Source organism: Chryseobacterium sp. GTID13 (assembly GCF_056172655.1).
Genome location: NZ_JAOCMB010000007.1, coordinates 681609 through 701737, shown reverse-complemented (window position 1 = coordinate 701737; position 20129 = coordinate 681609). Strand labels below are relative to the sequence as shown.

General features: G+C 34.8%; 12 protein-coding genes and 2 pseudogenes. 7 read left to right on the top strand and 7 right to left on the bottom strand.

From position 1 onward, the window contains the following. Positions 1-168: 168 nt before the first annotated feature. The 3 genes from N4G44_RS22670 to N4G44_RS22660 are packed head-to-tail and all read right to left on the bottom strand — an operon-like array spanning position 169 to position 8739. On the bottom strand, positions 169-3951 hold the full coding sequence (locus tag N4G44_RS22670; RefSeq protein WP_474930014.1) for a DUF6443 domain-containing protein: 3783 nt from the start codon (positions 3949-3951) through the stop codon (positions 169-171). Between the two features lie 11 nt (positions 3952-3962). After that, a complete protein-coding gene (locus N4G44_RS22665; RefSeq protein WP_474930013.1) occupies positions 3963-7178 on the bottom strand; it encodes a hypothetical protein in 3216 nt (1071 codons plus the stop codon). 7 nt (positions 7179-7185) lie between these two features. Next, positions 7186-8739 carry a T9SS type A sorting domain-containing protein gene (locus N4G44_RS22660; RefSeq protein WP_474930012.1) on the bottom strand — a complete coding sequence of 518 codons (1554 nt, stop codon included), beginning with the start codon at positions 8737-8739 and terminating at the stop codon, positions 7186-7188. 453 nt (positions 8740-9192) lie between these two features. Between N4G44_RS22660 and N4G44_RS22655 the strand changes: the two are divergent. Continuing rightward, positions 9193-9348: pseudogene (locus tag N4G44_RS22655) on the top strand (helix-turn-helix domain-containing protein); the annotation flags it as partial. 405 nt (positions 9349-9753) lie between these two features. On the opposite strand, the gene N4G44_RS22650 reads toward N4G44_RS22655, so the two are convergent. The 3 genes from N4G44_RS22650 to N4G44_RS22640 all read right to left on the bottom strand — a co-directional run bounded on the left by N4G44_RS22650 (position 9754) and on the right by N4G44_RS22640 (position 12425). Continuing rightward, positions 9754-10251 carry a hypothetical protein gene (locus N4G44_RS22650; RefSeq protein WP_474930011.1) on the bottom strand — a complete coding sequence of 166 codons (498 nt, stop codon included), beginning with the start codon at positions 10249-10251 and terminating at the stop codon, positions 9754-9756. A gap of 881 nt (positions 10252-11132) precedes the next feature. After that, positions 11133-12107, bottom strand: a complete 975-nt coding sequence (locus tag N4G44_RS22645) for a hypothetical protein (RefSeq protein ID WP_474930010.1) — start codon at positions 12105-12107, stop codon at positions 11133-11135. 36 nt (positions 12108-12143) lie between these two features. Beyond that, complete coding sequence (locus N4G44_RS22640; protein WP_474930009.1) at positions 12144-12425, bottom strand: helix-turn-helix domain-containing protein; 282 nt, start codon at positions 12423-12425, stop codon at positions 12144-12146. A gap of 434 nt (positions 12426-12859) precedes the next feature. Between N4G44_RS22640 and hsdR the strand changes: the two are divergent. The 6 genes and pseudogenes from hsdR to N4G44_RS22610 all read left to right on the top strand — a co-directional run bounded on the left by hsdR (position 12860) and on the right by N4G44_RS22610 (position 19471). Beyond that, positions 12860-15233, top strand: a pseudogene (gene hsdR / locus N4G44_RS22635) (EcoAI/FtnUII family type I restriction enzme subunit R). A 67-nt stretch (positions 15234-15300) separates the two neighbouring features. Then, a complete protein-coding gene (locus N4G44_RS22630; protein WP_474930008.1) occupies positions 15301-16746 on the top strand; it encodes a class I SAM-dependent DNA methyltransferase in 1446 nt (481 codons plus the stop codon). Beyond that, positions 16746-17255, top strand: coding sequence for a restriction endonuclease subunit S (locus tag N4G44_RS22625; protein ID WP_474930007.1), 510 nt, complete (start codon positions 16746-16748; stop codon positions 17253-17255). Before N4G44_RS22630 ends, N4G44_RS22625 begins: the two co-directional genes overlap by 1 nt. Beyond that, the gene (locus tag N4G44_RS22620; protein WP_474930006.1) at positions 17231-17629 is read left to right on the top strand and encodes a restriction endonuclease subunit S; all 399 of its coding nucleotides are present in this window, start codon (positions 17231-17233) and stop codon (positions 17627-17629) included. The genes N4G44_RS22625 and N4G44_RS22620 overlap by 25 nt, the downstream gene beginning before the upstream one ends. Continuing rightward, on the top strand, positions 17584-18918 hold the full coding sequence (locus tag N4G44_RS22615) for a restriction endonuclease subunit S (protein WP_474930123.1): 1335 nt from the start codon (positions 17584-17586) through the stop codon (positions 18916-18918). The genes N4G44_RS22620 and N4G44_RS22615 overlap by 46 nt, the downstream gene beginning before the upstream one ends. Positions 18919-18979: 61 nt before the next feature. Then, positions 18980-19471, top strand: coding sequence for a hypothetical protein (locus tag N4G44_RS22610; protein ID WP_260540323.1), 492 nt, complete (start codon positions 18980-18982; stop codon positions 19469-19471). Positions 19472-19495: 24 nt separating this feature from the next. Here N4G44_RS22610 and N4G44_RS22605 read toward each other — a convergent pair whose 3' ends face one another. After that, positions 19496-20125, bottom strand: a complete 630-nt coding sequence (locus tag N4G44_RS22605; RefSeq protein WP_474930005.1) for a hypothetical protein — start codon at positions 20123-20125, stop codon at positions 19496-19498. Positions 20126-20129: the final 4 nt, after the last annotated feature.

Here is a 20129-nt window from a genome sequence, read left to right as displayed (position 1 = left end):
CAAGATTAATATCAAAATAATATATTAATGAAAAAAAGTAATTATCCCTAAAAAATCAATTGATACATCAGCAACAAAATTGTAGGAGAAAAGTGTGGGAGATCTTTCCGCATTTTTATATAGCGTGTAATATATAAAATTATATATCGTTTTTATTTTTTTCATTATTTAAAATTTTATAGCAGAATTACTAAAAAATGGATGTCCTGTTGTCTGTTGTTCATATTTTTCAATTTTGTCAGCAGTTTCAGATGCACCAACCCATCCTCCTGGGTAATAATTATCTACACCAAAATATACAGTACTGATGATGGCACCAGGTATTCCTCCTTTTAGTCCCACATATCCCATAATAGTATTAAAACCTGCCTTACCAGGATTAACAGCGTTGGGAGAAGTTGGATCTTGATAATAGGTTTTTACACCCCAAGCGTCCATTCCAACTCCAAGTCCAAAACTAGCCTTACCTGCAAGATTACCAATTTTACTCAATCCCATAGTTCTAGTATATTGATTTTTAATAAAAACATTTCCATTAGCATTAGGACGATATAACTTAAGAGAAGATCCATAAGTCGTGACTCTTATTTGACCAGATAAATTTTCTACACTAGCTGCTGCTGTTGCAATTCCCCAGTTTGCACGTCCTCCAAAACCATACCATTCAGTAGTGTTATCTGGTATGTAAGGATAGAACTCCTTGTAAGATCTTCTAATTTCAGGTAAACTTGGAGCTTGTGTATTATATAATCCCGGTGCAGAAATTCCACCTCCATTACATACTAAACAATTAGATGGCATTATAGATGCAGTATTGGAGGCTATTGCCCTAATAGGAGCATTCAATACAATTTCACCTACATCGATAGGACTTCCGGGAGTTCCTATGGAAGCTGGATTGCCGGGACCATTTCCGCCATTTACAGGCTCGCCTTCCAGTCCTGAAGCATCTGTAAATAATATAGGATTTCCATAGGCATAACCATACGGATCAAATGTTGAAGCACTTAATGGATCTTGCTGCCCAAATATCCCAAGATCCGGCATAAAGAAACGGGCGTTCATATCATAGAACCCTGTTTCCTGCAACTCATTTCCTACAAACTTATAAGACTTATAGCTTCCCTGGGCAAAAAATGCATTACCCGTCTTCATATGATTCATCCCGAAAGGATAATAATCATTGGCATCCACTATTTCAAGAGAGCCTGCGCTGTTTCTGGCGAAACTTACCCTCACGTTCCCCATGAGGTCATTGTACTGGTAAATATACTGATCTTTCTGATAATCATAAAATCCTTCTGCAGTAGGGAAAAATTGCAGATCAGGAGTCTTGGCTGCTACAGAAATAGCTACATCATCCACGGAAAATGCCTCCGGCTGCATTGCCCTTCCCGAAAGGGAAAAATCTTCCGAGCTGCCCCCGCCTGTGCCAATGTTCTCGGTAAGTAAATATTGAAACCCATCCAGGTAATCCGTAGTTTTCTTTGTCGTAGTGGAACCATTGAACCCTGTAATGACCGTTGTATTTTCTTTTCTCAGCTTGGTACCGTCTGCTCCATATTTTGTGTTAATGGTAATATATTCACTCCCGTTCCTGTTGATTTCCATTGAGCTGGGAAGGTTCAGGTAGTTGTACCTGATCGGGAAAATCCCCTTATCGGGCATACTGAGCATATTCCCGTTGGCATCATAGCCAATGGCTGCGCCTCCGCCTTCGTACCCTGTAGGGTTATAGGCATAATCGTTTACTTTGTTTAGGTTGCTTCCTGTATAGATGTATTCCAGGTTATCGATCAGCGTTGCGGTATTGGTCCCGGAGCCTATGACAGAAGTCCTGTACAGCTTTTTAATATTTCCGCTGATGTCATAGTCCATAGACTCCGTATTTTCTTTGCTGTACGGGTTAAGAGGATTCTGGTAAAAGCCTGCGGAAAGCCTGTTCATCTGGTCATAAGCATAGCCGTATCTCTTCGGGGTTAAGGAAGGATTTACCCCTACGGTTTCAACAGCCCTCCAGTCTATTTCGGCAATATTTCCGTTGTATTTTGCCTTTACAGTTTTTCCGGGGAACTGTGCAGGATCAGGATTATCGATTCCGTCTTTCTGGTTGTATTTTACTTTATAAGAAAACAGCTTTCCTCCAAGATCCGGCAAAGCCATCTGGTTTTTATTGATGTCTGTCAGCCACCCACGGATATTGTAGGTATAATCAATACTTTGAAGGCTGTTTCCTACTTTTTTATTGGTGAGCTGCGATAGCTCATTGTAGGTGTTTTCAGCCAGAAGCTCTTCAGGCCTGCTGTCTACCTGATGCCAGTGTTTTACCAGCCTGTTTTGCGGGTCGTAGTCAAAACGTTCTCTGACCGTTACTCCGGCTTCACTGTCCTTTCTCTTGTGGTAAGTGATGGTCTGTTTTGGAACTCCTGTAAAATCAAGTTCTGTTTCTGTTTTGGTAAAGCCTCCCAAATGGTTGATGGAATGGGAACCAATAGACCTGCCCTTTGTATCATACCAGAAATAATCTTTGGTCCAGTTTGTATCTTCAATGTTTCTTATATAGGTTGCTGTAGGAAGCCCTTTACTACTTCTGCTGGTGGTCACCCCGTTCACAGTCATGGAAACCGGAGCTGAAGTAAGTGTAGCCTGTCCTAAAATAGCACCAGGCCTTGAAACTGGACTCGATCCTGAAGGTACAGGAGGATAAGTATCGTAATAATTAACGGAAAGAATGGTCATGCTTCCTGTAGGAAATGCAAGCTTGGTATAATAAATATTTTCCCCGTTCTGCACGAAAGGATTTAAATCATCCCTTTTTTCATTATTCTGGGCATTTGAGGACATACTGTTTAAGGCATATTGCATGACCTGTCTTGTAGCTGTATTGGTAAAGAACCCTGAGTAAGCCACTCTTCCGAAATTGTCGTATTTAGTAAATATCCATCCTTTGGCATTAAAGTTATTGGTAGTGGTTCTCAGGTTGGCATCCTGCATCAGCACCAACCTGTCCTGCTGGTCGTATACCATATATTCCCAGCCTTTTCCGGGGAATTTCTTTTCTACCAGCCTGTCCTGGTTGTCATAACGGTACTGGTAACAAAAATTATCCAGCGTTGAGGTAGAAATAGTATTATTTTCCGCTTCAATAGCTTTTACCGCAGCAGGAAGAAGGACAAATACCTGCTGGCCGTATTCATTATACACATAATAGGTATCTATATTCTGGGTACCGTCATTTTTTCTTACCAAAACTGTCTGCCCTTTGCCGTTGGTATATTTAACGGCAGTGTTTCCGTCTTCATCGGTTATAGAATTTTTATATAAGGTTCCGGCTTTATAAAAACCTCCTGAAACATATGCTGTGTTTTCAGCAGAAATACTTAAAGCAGGTGTACCCACTGCAATATTGGAGACGGTAGTCCAGGTGGTGTTAGCTACAAATTTCTTTACCTCGGAATCGTTATTGGACTCATAGGTATATTTAATGGTTTTACCGCTTCCCATTTTCCAGGGTTCACCCGGAGCAGCCTGCTCTTCAAGCCTGTTTAAGGGAGAGTTTTCGAGTTTCTTTTCTCCATAATAATTGGAAGCATTGCCATATATGGATACCGCACCTGTCATATCAGGGGAAGTGAAGATGCCTCCGCTGTTTGTATTCTGCTGAGGTAGTGGAAGCATGTCTTTGACCTGTCTTCCAAAGGCATCATATTCTACAGGAGTAACCAGATCTTTTCCTGAAGGGGTTGCCTTTACGGATATATTTTGTTTAGGTCTTCCCAGACCATCAAAATAACTTACTTCCTGGGTTTGTTTTGCACTGCTGCTGGAAGTGGTAACAGGCTCCAGATAGGTCCTGCTATAGATATAGTTTTCTGTCTGTGTCAGGTTCTGCGCAGTTAAGGGCAGGGCTGTACACAAGCAGGCAATAATAAATAACCAATATTTTTTCATGATAGGTGTTTTTAGTGTTTGTAATTGTAATTCATTTCTTTCAGGATATTCCCATTGGCATCTACTACGGATTGCAATCTTCCGGCAATATCATACTTATAGAATTCCCTTAATCCGGTTGAAGGGGTTACCGTAGTTACTCCAATGAGCGGATCATAGGTATAAGTTGTTATGCTGTAATCTTTAAGCGTATCCTGGTTCCTGAATGTATCCAGAGCGGTTATCAGTTCTTTCTCTGTTGCGACATCTACATCTGCATTGGACCTGGCAATAATATCAGCGGCAAGGCTCATGACCTGCTGATAAGTTGCCCCTTCAACTTTTGCAATAGGAAGGGTGTTATTGTAACCCCAGATGATTGCGGTAGGAACATTACCTTTGGTAGTATACTGCAATATATTTCCCTGCGTATCATACTGGTTGTAATCAATGGTATTTTTTGCAGAGGCGGTATTATCTTTATCGAATTTTTGTGTTGAAACCGGAAGGATCAGATTATTGGTTGATGCGTTTTTAGCGTATACTGTTTTCGTTTTTGAAATGGTTTTACCATTTTCTTTGGCTTCTACCTGGATGGGAACACTTACCATATTGGCGGCAATCATATCCGTATTGTTTTGCTCGGTGGCATACTGATAATCAGCCTGCGAAACGGAACCATCAAAAGTGTGACTTTCACTTTTTATCAGGTTGATGGGTTTATTGATGTTATCCAAAGAATAGGTATTACTGGTTTCTGAGGTCAGCGTATTATTCAGATAATCTTTATTTGTCGTCTTCGTCAGCAGCCATTTTCCGGATTCTACAACAAATGAATTGTTGATTTTGATAATATTATTCATATTCACATCAAAAAAAGCAAAAGACGTGGAAAGGCTGATGATATTCGATGAAGTAGAAATATAATCGGCCGACAATGGATTTTTCAGGTAATTAAGCTCATAATCATAGACCTTCTCCCGCAGAAGGTTTCCATCTACTGAATAGGACTTTTCATTCAGTATATTCTTATTCAGATATTCATAAGGATTCCATCCCATATCCGGATGGGTAATATCCAGATTATAAGAATAGGCAGGAAACTGGTATACTTTTTTACCCCTTCCCAATGTATTTTCTGTAACATATTCGTACGCTACAACATCTCTTCCTGAAAGGCTCGAATTAACAGCCTGGTCAGCACTAAGCGAAAAATTATCACATAGGATCTGTTGGGAATACCCCACAGGTCTCACTACACTGCTATGTACTTTTAAGAATTCCAGCGGAGAGGCGATTTTTCCTGAAGATTGGTCTCTTAAATCACCTTGCTTATTGTATTCAAATGTCCTTTTCGTATAGTTGGTCTGCCCGTCAAAATCATTGATGCTTTTTATTCTTAATCCCCCGACAATGGTATTCTGATTGGTGGTTGTTTTATATACTCTCTTCTTTGAAATGGAAAGAGATACCGAACAACTGCCATCAGGATTATTACTTTGCAGCATTACCCTTAGCCTTTTTTTGTAGGAAGGCTGGTGTGAATCCGGAGTGGTAAGCACCGGGCCATTGACATCATTTTGAAATTGAGCAAGCTTTTTCCAGCTTCCGTTAGGCTGCTGCTCTTCCAGGTAGCCATAACCATTGGTATCGCCAATTGAAGATGGTGTTCCCGGTGGAGTATTGTTAGCACAGCTATTGGTCCAGTCAACGAGATAGGTGAGCGTTTCACCTGTCTGGGTCGGAACATCATTCAAGTAAAAATCCGGTGAGATTTGTTCAGCATAGCCAGCTCCGGTATTTAAAACACCTATAACATTTGCTTTTGGGACAATTTCCTCCTGCGGAATGATGAGTGTTTCCCAGATGCTGTTATTCTCATAGGTAAATGCAGAATATCCTTTAGTAGGATAGTTGATTTTCTTTAAGGTATAGGCCTGTGAATACTGAGGGTTTACATTTCTGTTCCCTCCGCTTGTGTAATTATTGTTAAAATATTGGGCATTAGGGATCATGCTTATATTCTGCTGTGCATTATAATACCCCCAGATGTCCTGTGAAAAGCTGCCTAAGTATGGTTTACCCGTTTCATCATATTCAAATGAATATTCTGTATTATCCAGCAGGTTTTTTACTTTATTCAGTTTTAACCTGAAATTCTTGTAATCTTCATCACCTCCTGAGGTCGTAAAATAATCCTGTTCCAAAGCCATCTTTTTAACAACCTTATCATTATAAGATGCTGTTACTTCGCTTAAAGCAAAAGTATTGGCAGCACTTCCGTTTAAATCTTTTCTTCCCTGAACCCCCTGAATAGTATTGGCATAATTAAAAGTTACCTTTTCCCCATTATGGGTAATCTCTGTAAGCAGATTATCCATATACATATTGTTGGTGGTTGTATGTATATTTTTTCGGGAATCTACACACAGGGGATTATTTTGCTCAACTGGGATGTAAATATCTGTAAAACTGTGTGTCAAATGGTGGTAAGCCATTGTTTTGCCATAGCTGAAGTTAATTTCTTCATTATTGGGAAATTTTATGTTTTCCATGACAAATGATGAAAAATAAGCTTCAGAAGAAGATGGTGATATAGTATTTGTTGTACTTCCCTTCCTAAGGGTATATACTATTCCTTTAGGATCCGTAATAGTAAACTTATCATTGGCATAGGAAATCTTCACATTCTCATTAGGGATGGTCTGGAAATTTCCATTGGAATCTTTAATGAATGATCCTGAAATCGTTGGCAAATTATAATGATATATATCCGGCTGGGTATCCAGAAGTCCTTCTTTTACATTCAGCAGCTTACTTTGAACATCCGCAGGAAGCTGGCTGAAATCTAATGCCAGATAGTTGAACGGTTCTTTTGGAAACCAAACTCCATTGGATAGATCATTTTTACCATGCATTTCTACTGAAATGCTGTTGGGAATGGATAATGCCCAGCCTAATCCTGCAATACCGGACGTTTCATCTACTTTTATTCCTCCTGTATTGTAGGTCAGGCTTATAGGAATTGTTACTCCATATTTTGTTTTAATTTCATATAAAGGCACAGAAATATTGAGTTTCCCTGTCCTGTAATCTACCGGAAAATCTCCGGCTTTAAATAAGCTGTAGGCTTCGGGAGTTGTGGGAAATATCTTCTGTATATCATTTTTTGTTCCCGGGTCAATGGACGTTTGCCCAAAGGCAATACTGGCCAACAAAGTGGAGACCAGAATGATTGTTTTTCTCATCAGTGTTTTATTTCTTGATTAGTTTAGCACTTGCAGTTTTATTATTATCCGTTTTTATCGTTACCAGATAAGCTCCCTGAATCAAATTCTGAGTATTTATTTTGGTTACTTTATTTTTTGTTTTCAAGCTTTGAAGCTGCCTTCCTCCCATATCATACAGCATAATATCAGCTTCCTTAAAATCATAGCCTATTTCCACATAAGCATAATCAGATACAGGATTCGGATAAATTTTGATGTCCTGCTTTTCAATTAACTGGTCAAGCTGTTTATCTCCCAGCTTTATAATCTTCCAGTTCTCTTTTCCAAGCTCTTCCGCACTGGTTCCTGCTAAAATAATAGAACCGTCTCTGTTCAGTTCTATATCAGATAATCTTTCTTCTCTCTTTCTGGATTCGCCTTTTACGTGTTTTCTCCATTTTTCATTTCCATCCTGATCCAGATACAGCATCCAGAAGGTTTCATCATCAGTCTGTATCTTTCCTTCTGCCTGGGTGTAGCCTCCTAATAAAATTCCTTTGGAAGATTTATCATCCGCCGAATGAAGCACACTTGTTCCCATCAGAATATCCCTGTTTCCGAAATTGTAGGACTTCTGCCAAAGCTCTTCACCTCTTTCGTTTAAGGAAATAAGCCATAGATCAGTTCCTTCTTCTATTCCTACCGATTTGTTTCCTGATCTTTCGGATCTGGATTCTCCGCCTATCAGATAACCTGTGGATGTTAAAGCAAGAGTTCTTATATGGTCATCTGCTTTTCCTCCAAAATCCCTTTCCCATTCTACTTTATTATCCTTAGAGATCTTTATTACCCAAAAATCTCCTTCTCCATAGTTTTCGGTTTTCTTTGAGCCACCTACTGTACTTCTTGAATAGATCCCTAACAAAGCACCACCGTCTTTAGTAGGAATCATTTTTTCTACTTCATCAAGGCCTTTTCCTCCTAAAACTGATTGTGATACTTCCTTTCCATCTTTATCGAGTTTTAGAATCAAAACATCTTTTGAGCCATAACCTTTTGCTGAATTCTGAACGTTTCCAACAACAAAAAATCCTAAATCTGTACTTTGGATAACCGATCTTGCTTCCTCATCGGAAGAAGTCCCTAAAGTTTTCTGCCATAATTCATCCCCGAATTCATTTAATCTGATCAACCATATGTCTGATCCTCCTTTGGAATCGTCTTTCTTATCCAAACCTTTACCGGAATAAGAAGTTCCGGCAACAAGAAATCCTCCTTCCTGGGTAGCAACAGAAGATGACAGGTAATCATGATTCTGACCTGAGAAATATTTTTCCCAAACTTCTTCTCCCTGCTGGTTTAATTTGACAAGATGAAAATCATAACCATTGTTTTGCTTTTGATTTGAAGTCCCTGACCCTGTCGATTGGTTGGGTTGGATTGAACTTCCTGAAATGAGGTACTGTCCATCAATAGTTGTGGTAATCTGGCTGAGAAAATCCTGGGTATTTGATTTAATGTCTTTTTGCCAGACAACCTCCTGAGCCGAGAGACCCAAGATTGTGCATATCGTAAATGCACTCATGTAGAGTTTTTTCATATTTGTTTATTTTATGCGCAAATTTAAAATTATATTTTAATCTCAGTATGGGGAAAACCGTATATTTTAATTAGTGATTTTACGGTATGTATTTAATCGGATAAATAATCTCATCATAAGTGTGGTTTAAATGTTATTCTTCTATTCTTCTTACTGTAAAGATATAATCATGAGACGACAAAGTGTGTCGTATTATATAAATGCATACTTAATTTAATTTGTAATGATAAAAATAAAAATGAGTCCCCAATAATTATTGTGGATTACCATAAGTAATATTATTTTCCTACAAATATATAAATTGCAGTAATATAAGGTTACAAAAATGTAGTACTTTATATTTCACTTTGTATAAGTGAAAATAATAGACGAAAATAAAATTACTGAATTAAAAGCCAGAATTCCTGTTGATGTCGGCAATCAGATTAGAAAGTTCCGTGAAAAAAGAAACTTTCTCAGACTGAACTAGCTGAACTGATAGGGAAGGACAGACAATATCTCTATAAAATAGAAAAAGGGAAGGTAACCTCAAATGTTTTCACAATTGCTCTTATAGCTTCTGCCCTAGAAATTTCATTGGCTGATTTGGTGGAAGAAATAAAACTTTAGGCGGGAGATGAGAAGTGATGCCTAAATTACTAAGGAAATTTAATTTTATTACTATCTGGTATAATCTATAAGAATTTTTTTGCCAAAGGAGCAATACCAGTTCAGGGCTATTCTTTTTTGTAATCCAAAAGCATTCAATAAAATTATCTTAAATTTTCAAATAAATACAATTCATTTTACTTATACAAGTAGGCTAGTTTGGAAGGTATGTAAGGTTTGTATCTAAATAGCATTATATATAATGGGTGACTGAGTAAGAGTTTAAGTATATCATATAACAGGAGGAAAATAATGTAATGCGTAGGAACTGTAAAAAAGATCCCACCCTATACTCTTTTACAACATGTTTTGAAATTTGAAGGTCGATTTAATTTGCCCATCGGAAAATCTTTGTTGTTCTGCAAATCAATTTTTCTTTTCAATTTCCTTCACTTCAATTGTTTTTAAGATCCTTTCAATTGTGTTAAGTTGATCCGGGTTGAGGTTTTTAACAGTTTCCTGACTTAAAACCATCCCGTTAATCTGGATATAATTATTTTGGTTCTGTATAAGGGTTTTATTATTAATATCATTGTTACTATTTGTTGATGAATTATTTTTAAAAGCTCCAATACATTCCAGATATAATTTAGCAGCCCTCATATCACCATTAATGGCATGCTGGAAAACTGTGGTCATTACTTTAGACTGCATGATATGAAACTGTTCGTGAAATTCTGAATAGTAGGCACTGTTTTTATAATCCGTTAAATGCTTATGAACTGTTTGCCTGCTCAGTTCTGTTTTACTCGCTATTTCAGTTTTTGTAGGCATCCTGCCATTTTCTTTGATATGGGAAGTAATAGCCCACATGATATTAATATGGTTCTGCTCCCACATTTGATTTTTAGTATCATCTACCATAATAGCTTCAATCTTTTTATAAAAGATGTCCCTTTCTTCACCCCGCAGTTGATTGAAATGATTTTGGATAGTTTCAGAAAAATTTTTCCTTTGCTCAGTGGTTAACTCTTTTATATCTTCATGAGTAATTTTGTCTAAAGATAGGATCGAGCTAATTATAGATTCTGATTCTGTCAACTTTTGTAAACCTTTATTATTTCGCAAGGTTTGTTTTCTTTCTATTTTCATTGTGTGATAATTTTATAATTTATTCTGTGGCCGATAAGTCCAGTAGAAAAATGAATCTACTTTAGCCTGTTTTTATAGTTGTTCTACAGTTGCTTTTCGTTTGCTTTGGGGTTTTCAATCTCAGGTTTTATAAGGTTATGCAAAATTCAATTTCAAGTTTTTTCAAGTTCAAAAACTATTTTTTAATACTAACATTGACTAACATATTGCATTTTCAATGTCAGGTTTTCACAGGTTCTAAATATGAAGTTTTGAATTTTAACTATAATTTCAAGTTTCAAACCTTAACAACCTTTTATTTCAAAGGTGCATGATTCCGTAACATTCAAACTGACTTTTTTTCATCTTATGGTTCACTTCGTGGCTCAGTTTACAGCTCAAATTTGAGTATCAAAAAATCGCAGATAGATTCAGCCAAAAAGTTTAAATTCGGCCTCTTTTTTTAAGGGCTTATATATTAAAACAGTGGTTTCACTAACATTTAAATTTTCTTTAAACATTCTTTAAATAAAACTGTGCTTTATTAAAATATCATAATCTTTATTTCTATATTTTTTGAGCTTCTTTTTTCTTTCTTTTTTATGAATTATAGTATTAGTTTGGATCACTATTTATTAGAGTTATTTTAATAAATGGTGCATATTCCAAATTTATCAGTCTGAAAGAATTTTTTCATTTTTGAAAAATCCAGATTTTATCGGTAGTTCCTGTGTGGAATTTGCACCACTTAACAATTCAAAAATTTTGTCTAAAATTTGCACTTTGATTGTATGGTGCAGATTGTTCTTGTTCTGTAAATTATTGTAGTATTTTTTCACTTCTCTTGCATAACAGTTTCGATAAGGATTTTGTAGTTTTATTATCCAAAATTCAATGGTGCCTGCTTCGGTAATATATTTTATCTCTGTAGGTTTTAGCCCAGTTAAATCAGGCTCTGAATTGATGATAAGGACATTTTCCCATTCACTCAGTAAACTTTCCCCCATCTTTTGGTAAACCTCATCGCTGAATAAATCAAAGAGTGAATAGATTCCCAGCTTACGAATATTCTTTGCCTGCTTGCTTCTAACCTCAAAACGAAATGTATTTCTTTGTATATCGTACTGTGGATAGTTTATAAACTGGATGCCCTTATCATAGGCTTTAATCTGCTTGTAAGGAGTAGCATTGGTTATCTTATAAGTCTGAATGTTGGCACCAAAAACAAAAGGGGTTTTTTTGTAGTTTATGATTCCTTCGATGAGGTTTTTCATATCAACTTTAGAGATAATGTTAATTCCGTATTCCAAATTAATTAGTTGCAGCTCTATAAATTCTGTGGGCTTAATTTTCAGAATAGAGAAAAATATTTCTGTCAAAACTTCTTTGCAGTCTTCGGGGTTCAAATCATTCCCGTTATGTTTATTCCCGTTGAAATAATAGTGCGGAGTGATGAGTATATCTACAAAAATGAATTCGTTTTCAACTGTGTTTCTAGATTTGCGGCATTCCAGTTTAATATTCTGCTTTGTATGTTGGTATATAGTGGTATGATTTCCCTTGCACCTTAACTGTTCAAAGTCTGTATTATTAACCAGATTATCTATTACTTTCTGGTAAAACGTTCGGAATTTAAGGAAATCCAGCATGCTACTTTGAAATTCTAAGGTCACAACAGAACTTAATTACAGCCTGTTACGGTTAATAAACTCATCAATTTCGTTTCTCTTGAAATAGATCCGGTTTCCCAGGCTATAGGCAATCAGGGTTCCGTCCTTTCTCCATCGGTGAAGGGTTGATAAATCAATATGAAGCATTTCACATACTTCATTGCGGGTAAGGTAGCTGGTAGGCTCTTTGGGTTGAAACTGCTCTTTAAGCTGCTCTTTTAGTTCCGGGATAATTTCTTTTTTAATCTCCTTGATCAGATCATCAGGTGTGGTTCCGATAAATTGAATCGTCGTCATAATAACTGTTTTAAATATTATGCAACAAAGGTGAATTCGGAAAAAATTCGGAACAAAATTATTTTTCCGAACTATGTTTTATTTGAAAAGTGTTGGTACAGTAATGAGATAATTAGTATGCTTACTGGAATTAAAATTTTTTTAAACGGTTTACAAAAGGAAAAATTGCAAAATTGTTGATTATGCTAACAATATATAAACACAATACAAAATCTCCCGAAGAAATTTATATGCCACTTGGATTGACAAGAGCAACATTTTATCGCTAAGCTAAAATATTAGACAATCATACAAATGAGTAAATAAAGAACATGGCTATCAAAAAGTAACCACTTTAAAAAGATTTACTTTTTGAAATTTTCTGACGAAAAGATTCTTAATTATATAGTATATTGCATTATTAATCATGATATATCTAGTTTATACAATTAAGCATGAGTAAAAAATTATTTTCGGAAAGAGATATTTGTACAAAATTTATAACTCCGGCATTAGAAAATGCTGGTTGGGATAAAATGAAACAGTTTCGAGAGGAAGTTAATTTTACAGATGGTAGAATCATCGTTCGTGGCAAATTATCTACTCGTGGTAAAAAAAGAGGGCGGATTATATTTTATATTACAAGCCAAATATTCCGATCGGGATTATAGAAGTTAAAGAAAATAATCATGAAGTCGGAGCTGGAATGCAACAAGGATTGGAATATTCTGATATTCTTCAGTTACCGTTTGTATTTTCTACGAATGGAGATCGTTTTTTATTCCATGATAAAACTAATTCTACAAATATTGAAACCGAAATTGAACTAAATGATTTTCCTTCACCGGAACAATTATGGAGTAAATACTTAAAATTTAAAGGTATTAATGAAGATGATTCCAAATCAATTGTTGAACAAGATTATTTTTTTGATGGTTCCGGAAGATCTCCCAGGTATTACCAACAGAATGCAGTAAATTTAACGCTTGAAGCTATTGCTAAAGGTCAAAATAGAATATTGTTGGTAATGGCAACGGGAACCGGTAAAACTTATACCGCTTTTCAAATTGTTCATAGACTATGGAAGTCAAGAACCAAAAAGAGAATTTTATTTCTTGCGGATCGTAATTCTTTAATTGATCAGACTAAAAGAGGAGATTTCAAACATTTTCGTGATAAAATGACCATTGTTCAAAAGAGACAAGTGGATAAATCTTATGAAATATATTTAGCAATCTACCAAGGCTTAACCGGAAATGAGGATGAAAAAAATATTTTCAAGCAATTCAGTGAAGATTTTTTTGACTTAATTGTGATTGATGAGTGTCATAGAGGAAGTGCAAAGGAAGATTCAGCTTGGAGAGAGGTTCTAAATTATTTTAAATCTGCTACACAGATAGGTCTTACTGCAACGCCAAAAGAAACAGAAACCGTAAGTAATTCTGAATATTTTGGTGATCCAATCTATACTTACAGTTTGAAACAAGGGATTGAAGATGGATTTCTAGCACCTTACCAAGTTGTTAGAGTGACCTTAGATGTAGATGTGGAAGGTTGGAGACCTGAAAAAGATAAAAGGGATAAAGACGGTAATATTGTTGAAGATAGGATCTACAATAGAAAGGATTTTGATCGAAATTTAGTTATAGATAACAGAACTTGGGCAGTCGCAAAAAAAGTAACCGAGTTCCTTCAAAATACAAGCAGATTTAATAAAACAATTGTCTTTTGTAGAGATATAGATCATGCTGAGAGAATGAGGTCTGCAATTGCAAATCTAAACTCCGATCTTGTATTGCAAAATCATAAGTATGTTATGAGAATTACCGGTGATAATGATGAAGGAAAAAGAGAATTGGATAATTTCATTGATCCGGAACAAACTTATCCGGTTATTGCCACAACATCTGAACTAATGACTACCGGTGTAGATGCCCAAACTTGTAAATTGATAGCATTAGATACCGAAATTGGATCCATGACAAAATTTAAACAAATTGTCGGACGTGGAACCAGAGTGAATGAAGAATTTGGTAAGTTATATTTTACCATTATGGATTTTAGAAATGTGACAGATTTATTTGCTGATCCTAATTTTGATGGTGATCCGGTAAGAATAAAAATTATTGATGAAGATACTCCGGCAAACGATGATTTCGATAATGATGTTCCGGACGGATTTCAAACTGACGAAAAAGGAAGTACTGATCAAGTAAATGACCCTAAACCAGAATATCCAGATCCATTTACAGAAAAGAAAACAAAACCGTCAAAAGTCTATGTAAACGGTGTAGATGTCACTGTTTTAAATTCAAGAGAATTATATTTTGATAAAGAAGGTAAACCGATTACTGTAAGTTTAAAAGATTATACTAAAGATATTTTAAGTGAAAAATATACTTCATTAGATCAGTTCTTAAATCTTTGGAAAAATTCCGATAGAAAAGATGCCATTATTCAGGAATTGGCAGAACAGGGTGTTATGGTTGAAGAACTTTTGCAGGCAGTAAACAAAGAATGTGATCTTTTTGATATTATTTGTCACGTTGCATTTGATCAAAAACCACTGACTCGAAAAGAACGTGCAAATGAAGTTAAAAAAAGAAATTATTTCGCAAAATACGGTGAGCAAGCAAGAAATGTTCTTACTGCACTCGTAGATAAATACGCAGATGAAGGTGTTGAAACAATCGAATCAATGGAAGTATTGAAACTAAACCCAATCTCTGAATTTGGTTCGCCGATGGAAATTGTAAAAACATTTGGGGGAGAGAAATGTATCTCAATGCTATAAAGGAACTTGAAAATGAAATTTACTCAATAGCCTAAATTATATGATCATAATCTTGGTGTAGATTTTTAAGGAACGTACTTTTGCAAATTATAAAAATAAAAAATGAGTATTACAGGCGTAATAGAAAGTATAAGAAAGATCATGTGGCAGGATTCAGGTCTAAACGGAGATGCACAACGTTTGGAACAATTGGGATGGATGCTATTCTTTAAGGTCTTCTGTGATAAAGATCAGGAAACGGAATTAATGGATGAGAATTATGTCTCTCCAATTCCTGAAAAATACCGATGGGAAAATTGGGCTTCAGATGACGAAGGAATGACCGGTGATGAATTACTTTATTTTATAGACCGAGAACTTTTTCCTGCCCTTAGAAACTTAGATTTAAGTACCGGAAATCAACGTGCTGTTATCGTTCATGAAGTATTTGACGGTAATAACAATTATATGAAGAGTGGAATCAATATTCGTAAGGTTTTAAATAAACTTAATGAAATTGATTTTAATAATACAAAGGATAAACATGCCTTCGGAGATGTTTATGAAGGGCTTTTAAAAGATTTACAGTCTGCCGGAAAATCCGGAGAGTTTTATACGCCGAGAGCTATTACACAATTTATCACTCATATTCTTGATCCTAAATTAGGAGAAAAGGTTTTAGATCCGGCATGTGGAACGGGTGGATATTTAACTGCGGTTATTGAAAATATCTCAAAAAAAGTTTCCTCTTTAGATGATTTAAAGTCTTTACAGGATAATATTATTGGGTGGGAATATAAACCATTACCGTATCTACTTGCAACCACCAATTTAATTTTACACGACGTAGAAATTCCTAATATTACCTACCGTGATTCCTTAGATAAACCGTTGTCAGAATATCGTGAAAAGGATCGTGTGGATGTTATCGAAGCAAATCCACCTTTTGGGGGAATTGTTGCAAATAACAATGAAAACAACTTTCCTCAGAATTACCGTACCAAAGAATCTGCAGATCTGTTTCTTATTTTGATAATTCATTTATTAAAAGTAGGTGGACGTGCAGGAATTGTTTTACCGGACGGATCTTTAACAGGAGATGGTGTGAAACAAAGAGTGAGGGAAAAACTTTTAAAAGATTGTAGATTACACACTATTATTCGTTTACCAAATTCTGTTTTCCAACCTTACGCAACAGTTGCAACCAATCTGTTGTTTTTTGATAAAGTGCATCATAATAATGATACATCAACTTTTGCAACAAAAGATGTTTGGTATTATGAACACCGATTACCGGAAGGACAAAAGTCTTATAGCAAAACCAAACCTATTAAAGAATCTGAGTTTGATCCGATTAAAGAATGGTGGAATGATCGTAAGGAGTCGGAGACATGTTGGAAAGTGTCAATTGACACTTTAAAAGATCGCAACTTTGATCTTGATATAAAAAATCCACATAAAATAGATGATGTTGAAGAGTATACTTCCACTGAACTAATTTCTAAACTTTCAAGTTCTTTTAATAAGTCAGAAAATATTCTTTCAAAATTAAAACAGATAATTGAGTAATGGGGAAAGGCAATAAATTGTATAACGAATTTGTTGATGATATTTGGAAGGATATCTTTTATAAAAATATTGGTACTTATGTGAGTATCATAAATAAAAAACTTGGTGATAAATATAAACTGGAACCACTTTCGAAATATATAAAAATTGGAGGAGGATATGCTTTTAAGACTAGCTTGTATAAAAAAAACGGAATTCCAATTATTAGAATTTCTGATTTCAATAATGAAAAAATAGATATTTCAAACTGTGTTTTTTATGATGAAGATTCTACCTTGTCAAAATATGAATTAAACACCGGAGATATTATAATTTGTTTAACCGGTGGTACCATATCAAAATTAGGAATTGTACAGGAAAATCTAGGGAAATTATATCTTAATCAACGCGTTGGGAGATTTGATGTAATAGATGAAACAAGATTTGAGCGAGAATATGTTTATTGGATTGCGAAAAGTGTTTCCAATACTATTAAGAATTTAGCTTGGGGGCAGCAATTCCAAATGTAAGCCCCAAGCAAATAGAAAAACTAGAATTTGCAATTCCGCCAAAAGAAATTCAAAAAAAGATTGTCAGTTTTTTGAATGATTTAAAAGATGAAAAAGTTAACACAACATATTTCGATTTAAAAATTGAAAAACAAATATTAAAGTTACATTTAGATTTAATTGATCAAAGAATTCTTTCTTCAGAATTAAATAAACAGATTAGTATTGTTACTGATTTACGTCAAGCATTTCTCAGAGAAGCAATGCAAGGAAAATTGGTTAGTAACAAAACTTCTGATGGAAAAACTGGTGCTGATCTTTTACAGGAAATTCAGGATCAAAAAGAGAAATTAATCAAAGAAAAAAGATTAAAAAATCTAAACCTTTATCGCTAATTTCTGATGATGAAATTCCATTTGAAATTCCCGAAAATTGGACTTGGTGTAAATTAGATGACATACGAAATAATTTCTTCAGTCTTTCTTATGGAGTATTAGTTCCAGGTAATCATAGTGAAGATGGTATCCCCTTAATAAGAGTTCAAGACTTAGATTTCCCAAATATATTACCTACTAAGAAAATTAGTAAAACTATAGATGAAAGATTTGCCAAAACACGTATCCTGGGTGGAGAAATTCTGATTTGTGTTGTTGGCAGTATTGGAAAAATATGTAAAGTCAATAATTTATGGATAGGTTCCAATATTGCGAGAGCGGTCTGTAGATTTATGCCCTCAAACCTTATTAATAGGGATTTTATTTTTTATTATTTAAACTCATTTTACCCTCAATTGTTTTTTAAAGAGAAAACAAAGTCTATTAACCCAACTCTGAACGTAAATGTTTTAGAAACAACTATTGTTCCGCTTCCTCCAATTGAAATACAAAAACGGATAGTTTCTCTAATAGACAAATTGATGAATTATTGTAACGAATTGGAAACGTCAATAATAGAAAGTCAAAACTACAATAAACAACTTCTTCAACAGGTTTTAAGAGAAGCACTTGAAGGGAAGGGTGGCATAGAAAATGAAAAACTACAATTAGTTGCAGAAGAATCTCCAATTTATTCTATTCAAAATACAATTAAAAATTGTGATACCGGAGATATGGCAATTCTTGCAGGCTATATTATTAAAAAATTAAGTACTCAAAATTCAAAGGATTTTGGTCGGGTAAAATTACAAAAGATGCTTCATCTGGTAGAGTATCATTGTCAACTGTCCTCAGAATTAAAATATCAGAAAAATGTAGCCGGACCATATGCTTGGGAATTGGAACATGTAATAGAACCAAAATTAAAATCTCTAAGATTTTTCGAAATAAAGAAAGATAAGTTTGGTGCAACATCCAAAGTCACTTACACTCCTTTATCAGCATCAAACGAATTAACACCCTTATTTAATCGGGAGTTTAAAGATCAGGCTGAAAGCATCAATAATCTTTTAGATAAATTTCAAGATAAGACTTGGGAGTTCTGTGAAAGAATTTCTACCATGTATGCCGTATGGAATAATAGATTGATAAGAAAAGAACTTTTCACCGATGAAATTTTAAAACAAGATTTTCTTGCTTGGGATGATAAAAAGAAAAGATTTATTGATTTGCTAGATCACACTCTTGAATGGATCAGAAAAGAGAAAATTGAACCGGTGGGATTTGGGAATTATATAGATAAAAAATAACTAGTAGCAAAATAAAACTACCCAAGGCAACAATTAAATAAGTGTTTTGTAAATTTTAGATATGAAAAAGTCTCAAAAAACGATGCGAATACAATCAATATTTATTCTAAGTTGTTTGCTTTCATGCGCAAAGCAACCTGAAAAAAAATTAGAGAATGACACTTGGGAAAAATTGCAGGTTATCACAGTTTTTCAGAAAATTACAATTGAAAAAAATTCTGACAGTTCAGAAGTTGAAAATATTATCTGGAATAAACAGATTTATGATATTCCCCCAAAATATATTATTGAAGACACTATAAAAACAAAAATTTATCTTGGCAAAGATGAAAAAGACAGCTTAAAAAATTGGATTAAATCGTCTATTCTTAAACCCAAATTTACTGCTTTAAATGCTTCTGATTATGTAGGAAATGTAGAGCTAAATTACATTGACAGAAACACCACATTGAGTTGTAAATATTATTCTGTTGGAGAATGGGACAAAGTATCAGAAAATACAAAAAAGATTTATAACTTATTGAATAGTAAAACGAAGTTATCTAAACAGTAAAAAACGTTAGCTCAGAAGTATGAACTAAAACGAACTCTGTAAGATAACGGCTTTCATTCCGAAACGAGTTAGGATGAGGTCCAGTTCTTCTTTATCCTGAATATTTTTGATAGGGTATTTTAATGAATTTTTATCTTTTGTAAACTGGCTGCTTTGATTCCTTGCTGTAATAGGTTCTTTGGTTAAGAGTTCAAAGAATTTTGCCAGCTGGTTATATGTAATCTTAGGATATTGAGAACGCAGGAAATCCAATATTCCGATATGGTGCAGCAAAGCTATATTTTTTGTTTTGCTTGTTTTAATTTCTGAAATATCAATATCGTTTTCTAAAACTTCGATATTTTCAGACGGAGAAGTTTCTTTGATTTTTCTTATAATCATTCGTTGAAACTCATAAAGGGGAAAAAATTCATAAGGAAACAATAAGCTTTCAATATCTACCTGAAAGTATTCTTTATCTCCGCAGGTTTTTTCAGGGTTTTTGTATACTTCTTTTTGCCTTTCTGTCAAAAGGTGCTGAGGTATCTTTTTTATATACGGTACAGTAAGGTTTTTGGCTTCACGCTCTTTTATGGCTTGTTCTATATCCACGTGTGTAAATTCAGCCTGCTTTTCATCTGTTTCAATAAAGAGATAGAATTCCAGGTCTTTCAATAAT

What these genes read in the sequence shown, in the direction of transcription:
- N4G44_RS22670 (WP_474930014.1), bottom strand. Translation starts at nt 3,951, where the DNA reads ATGAAAAAATATTGGTTATTTATTATTGCCTGCTTGTGTACAGCCCTG.
- N4G44_RS22665 (WP_474930013.1), bottom strand. Translation starts at nt 7,178, where the DNA reads ATGAGAAAAACAATCATTCTGGTCTCCACTTTGTTGGCCAGTATTGCC.
- N4G44_RS22660 (WP_474930012.1), bottom strand. Translation starts at nt 8,739, where the DNA reads ATGAAAAAACTCTACATGAGTGCATTTACGATATGCACAATCTTGGGT.
- N4G44_RS22650 (WP_474930011.1), bottom strand. Translation starts at nt 10,251, where the DNA reads ATGGTAGATGATACTAAAAATCAAATGTGGGAGCAGAACCATATTAAT.
- N4G44_RS22645 (WP_474930010.1), bottom strand. Translation starts at nt 12,107, where the DNA reads ATGCTGGATTTCCTTAAATTCCGAACGTTTTACCAGAAAGTAATAGAT.
- N4G44_RS22640 (WP_474930009.1), bottom strand. Translation starts at nt 12,425, where the DNA reads ATGACGACGATTCAATTTATCGGAACCACACCTGATGATCTGATCAAG.
- N4G44_RS22630 (WP_474930008.1), top strand. Translation starts at nt 15,301, where the DNA reads ATGAGTATTACAGGCGTAATAGAAAGTATAAGAAAGATCATGTGGCAG.
- N4G44_RS22625 (WP_474930007.1), top strand. Translation starts at nt 16,746, where the DNA reads ATGGGGAAAGGCAATAAATTGTATAACGAATTTGTTGATGATATTTGG.
- N4G44_RS22610 (WP_260540323.1), top strand. Translation starts at nt 18,980, where the DNA reads ATGAAAAAGTCTCAAAAAACGATGCGAATACAATCAATATTTATTCTA.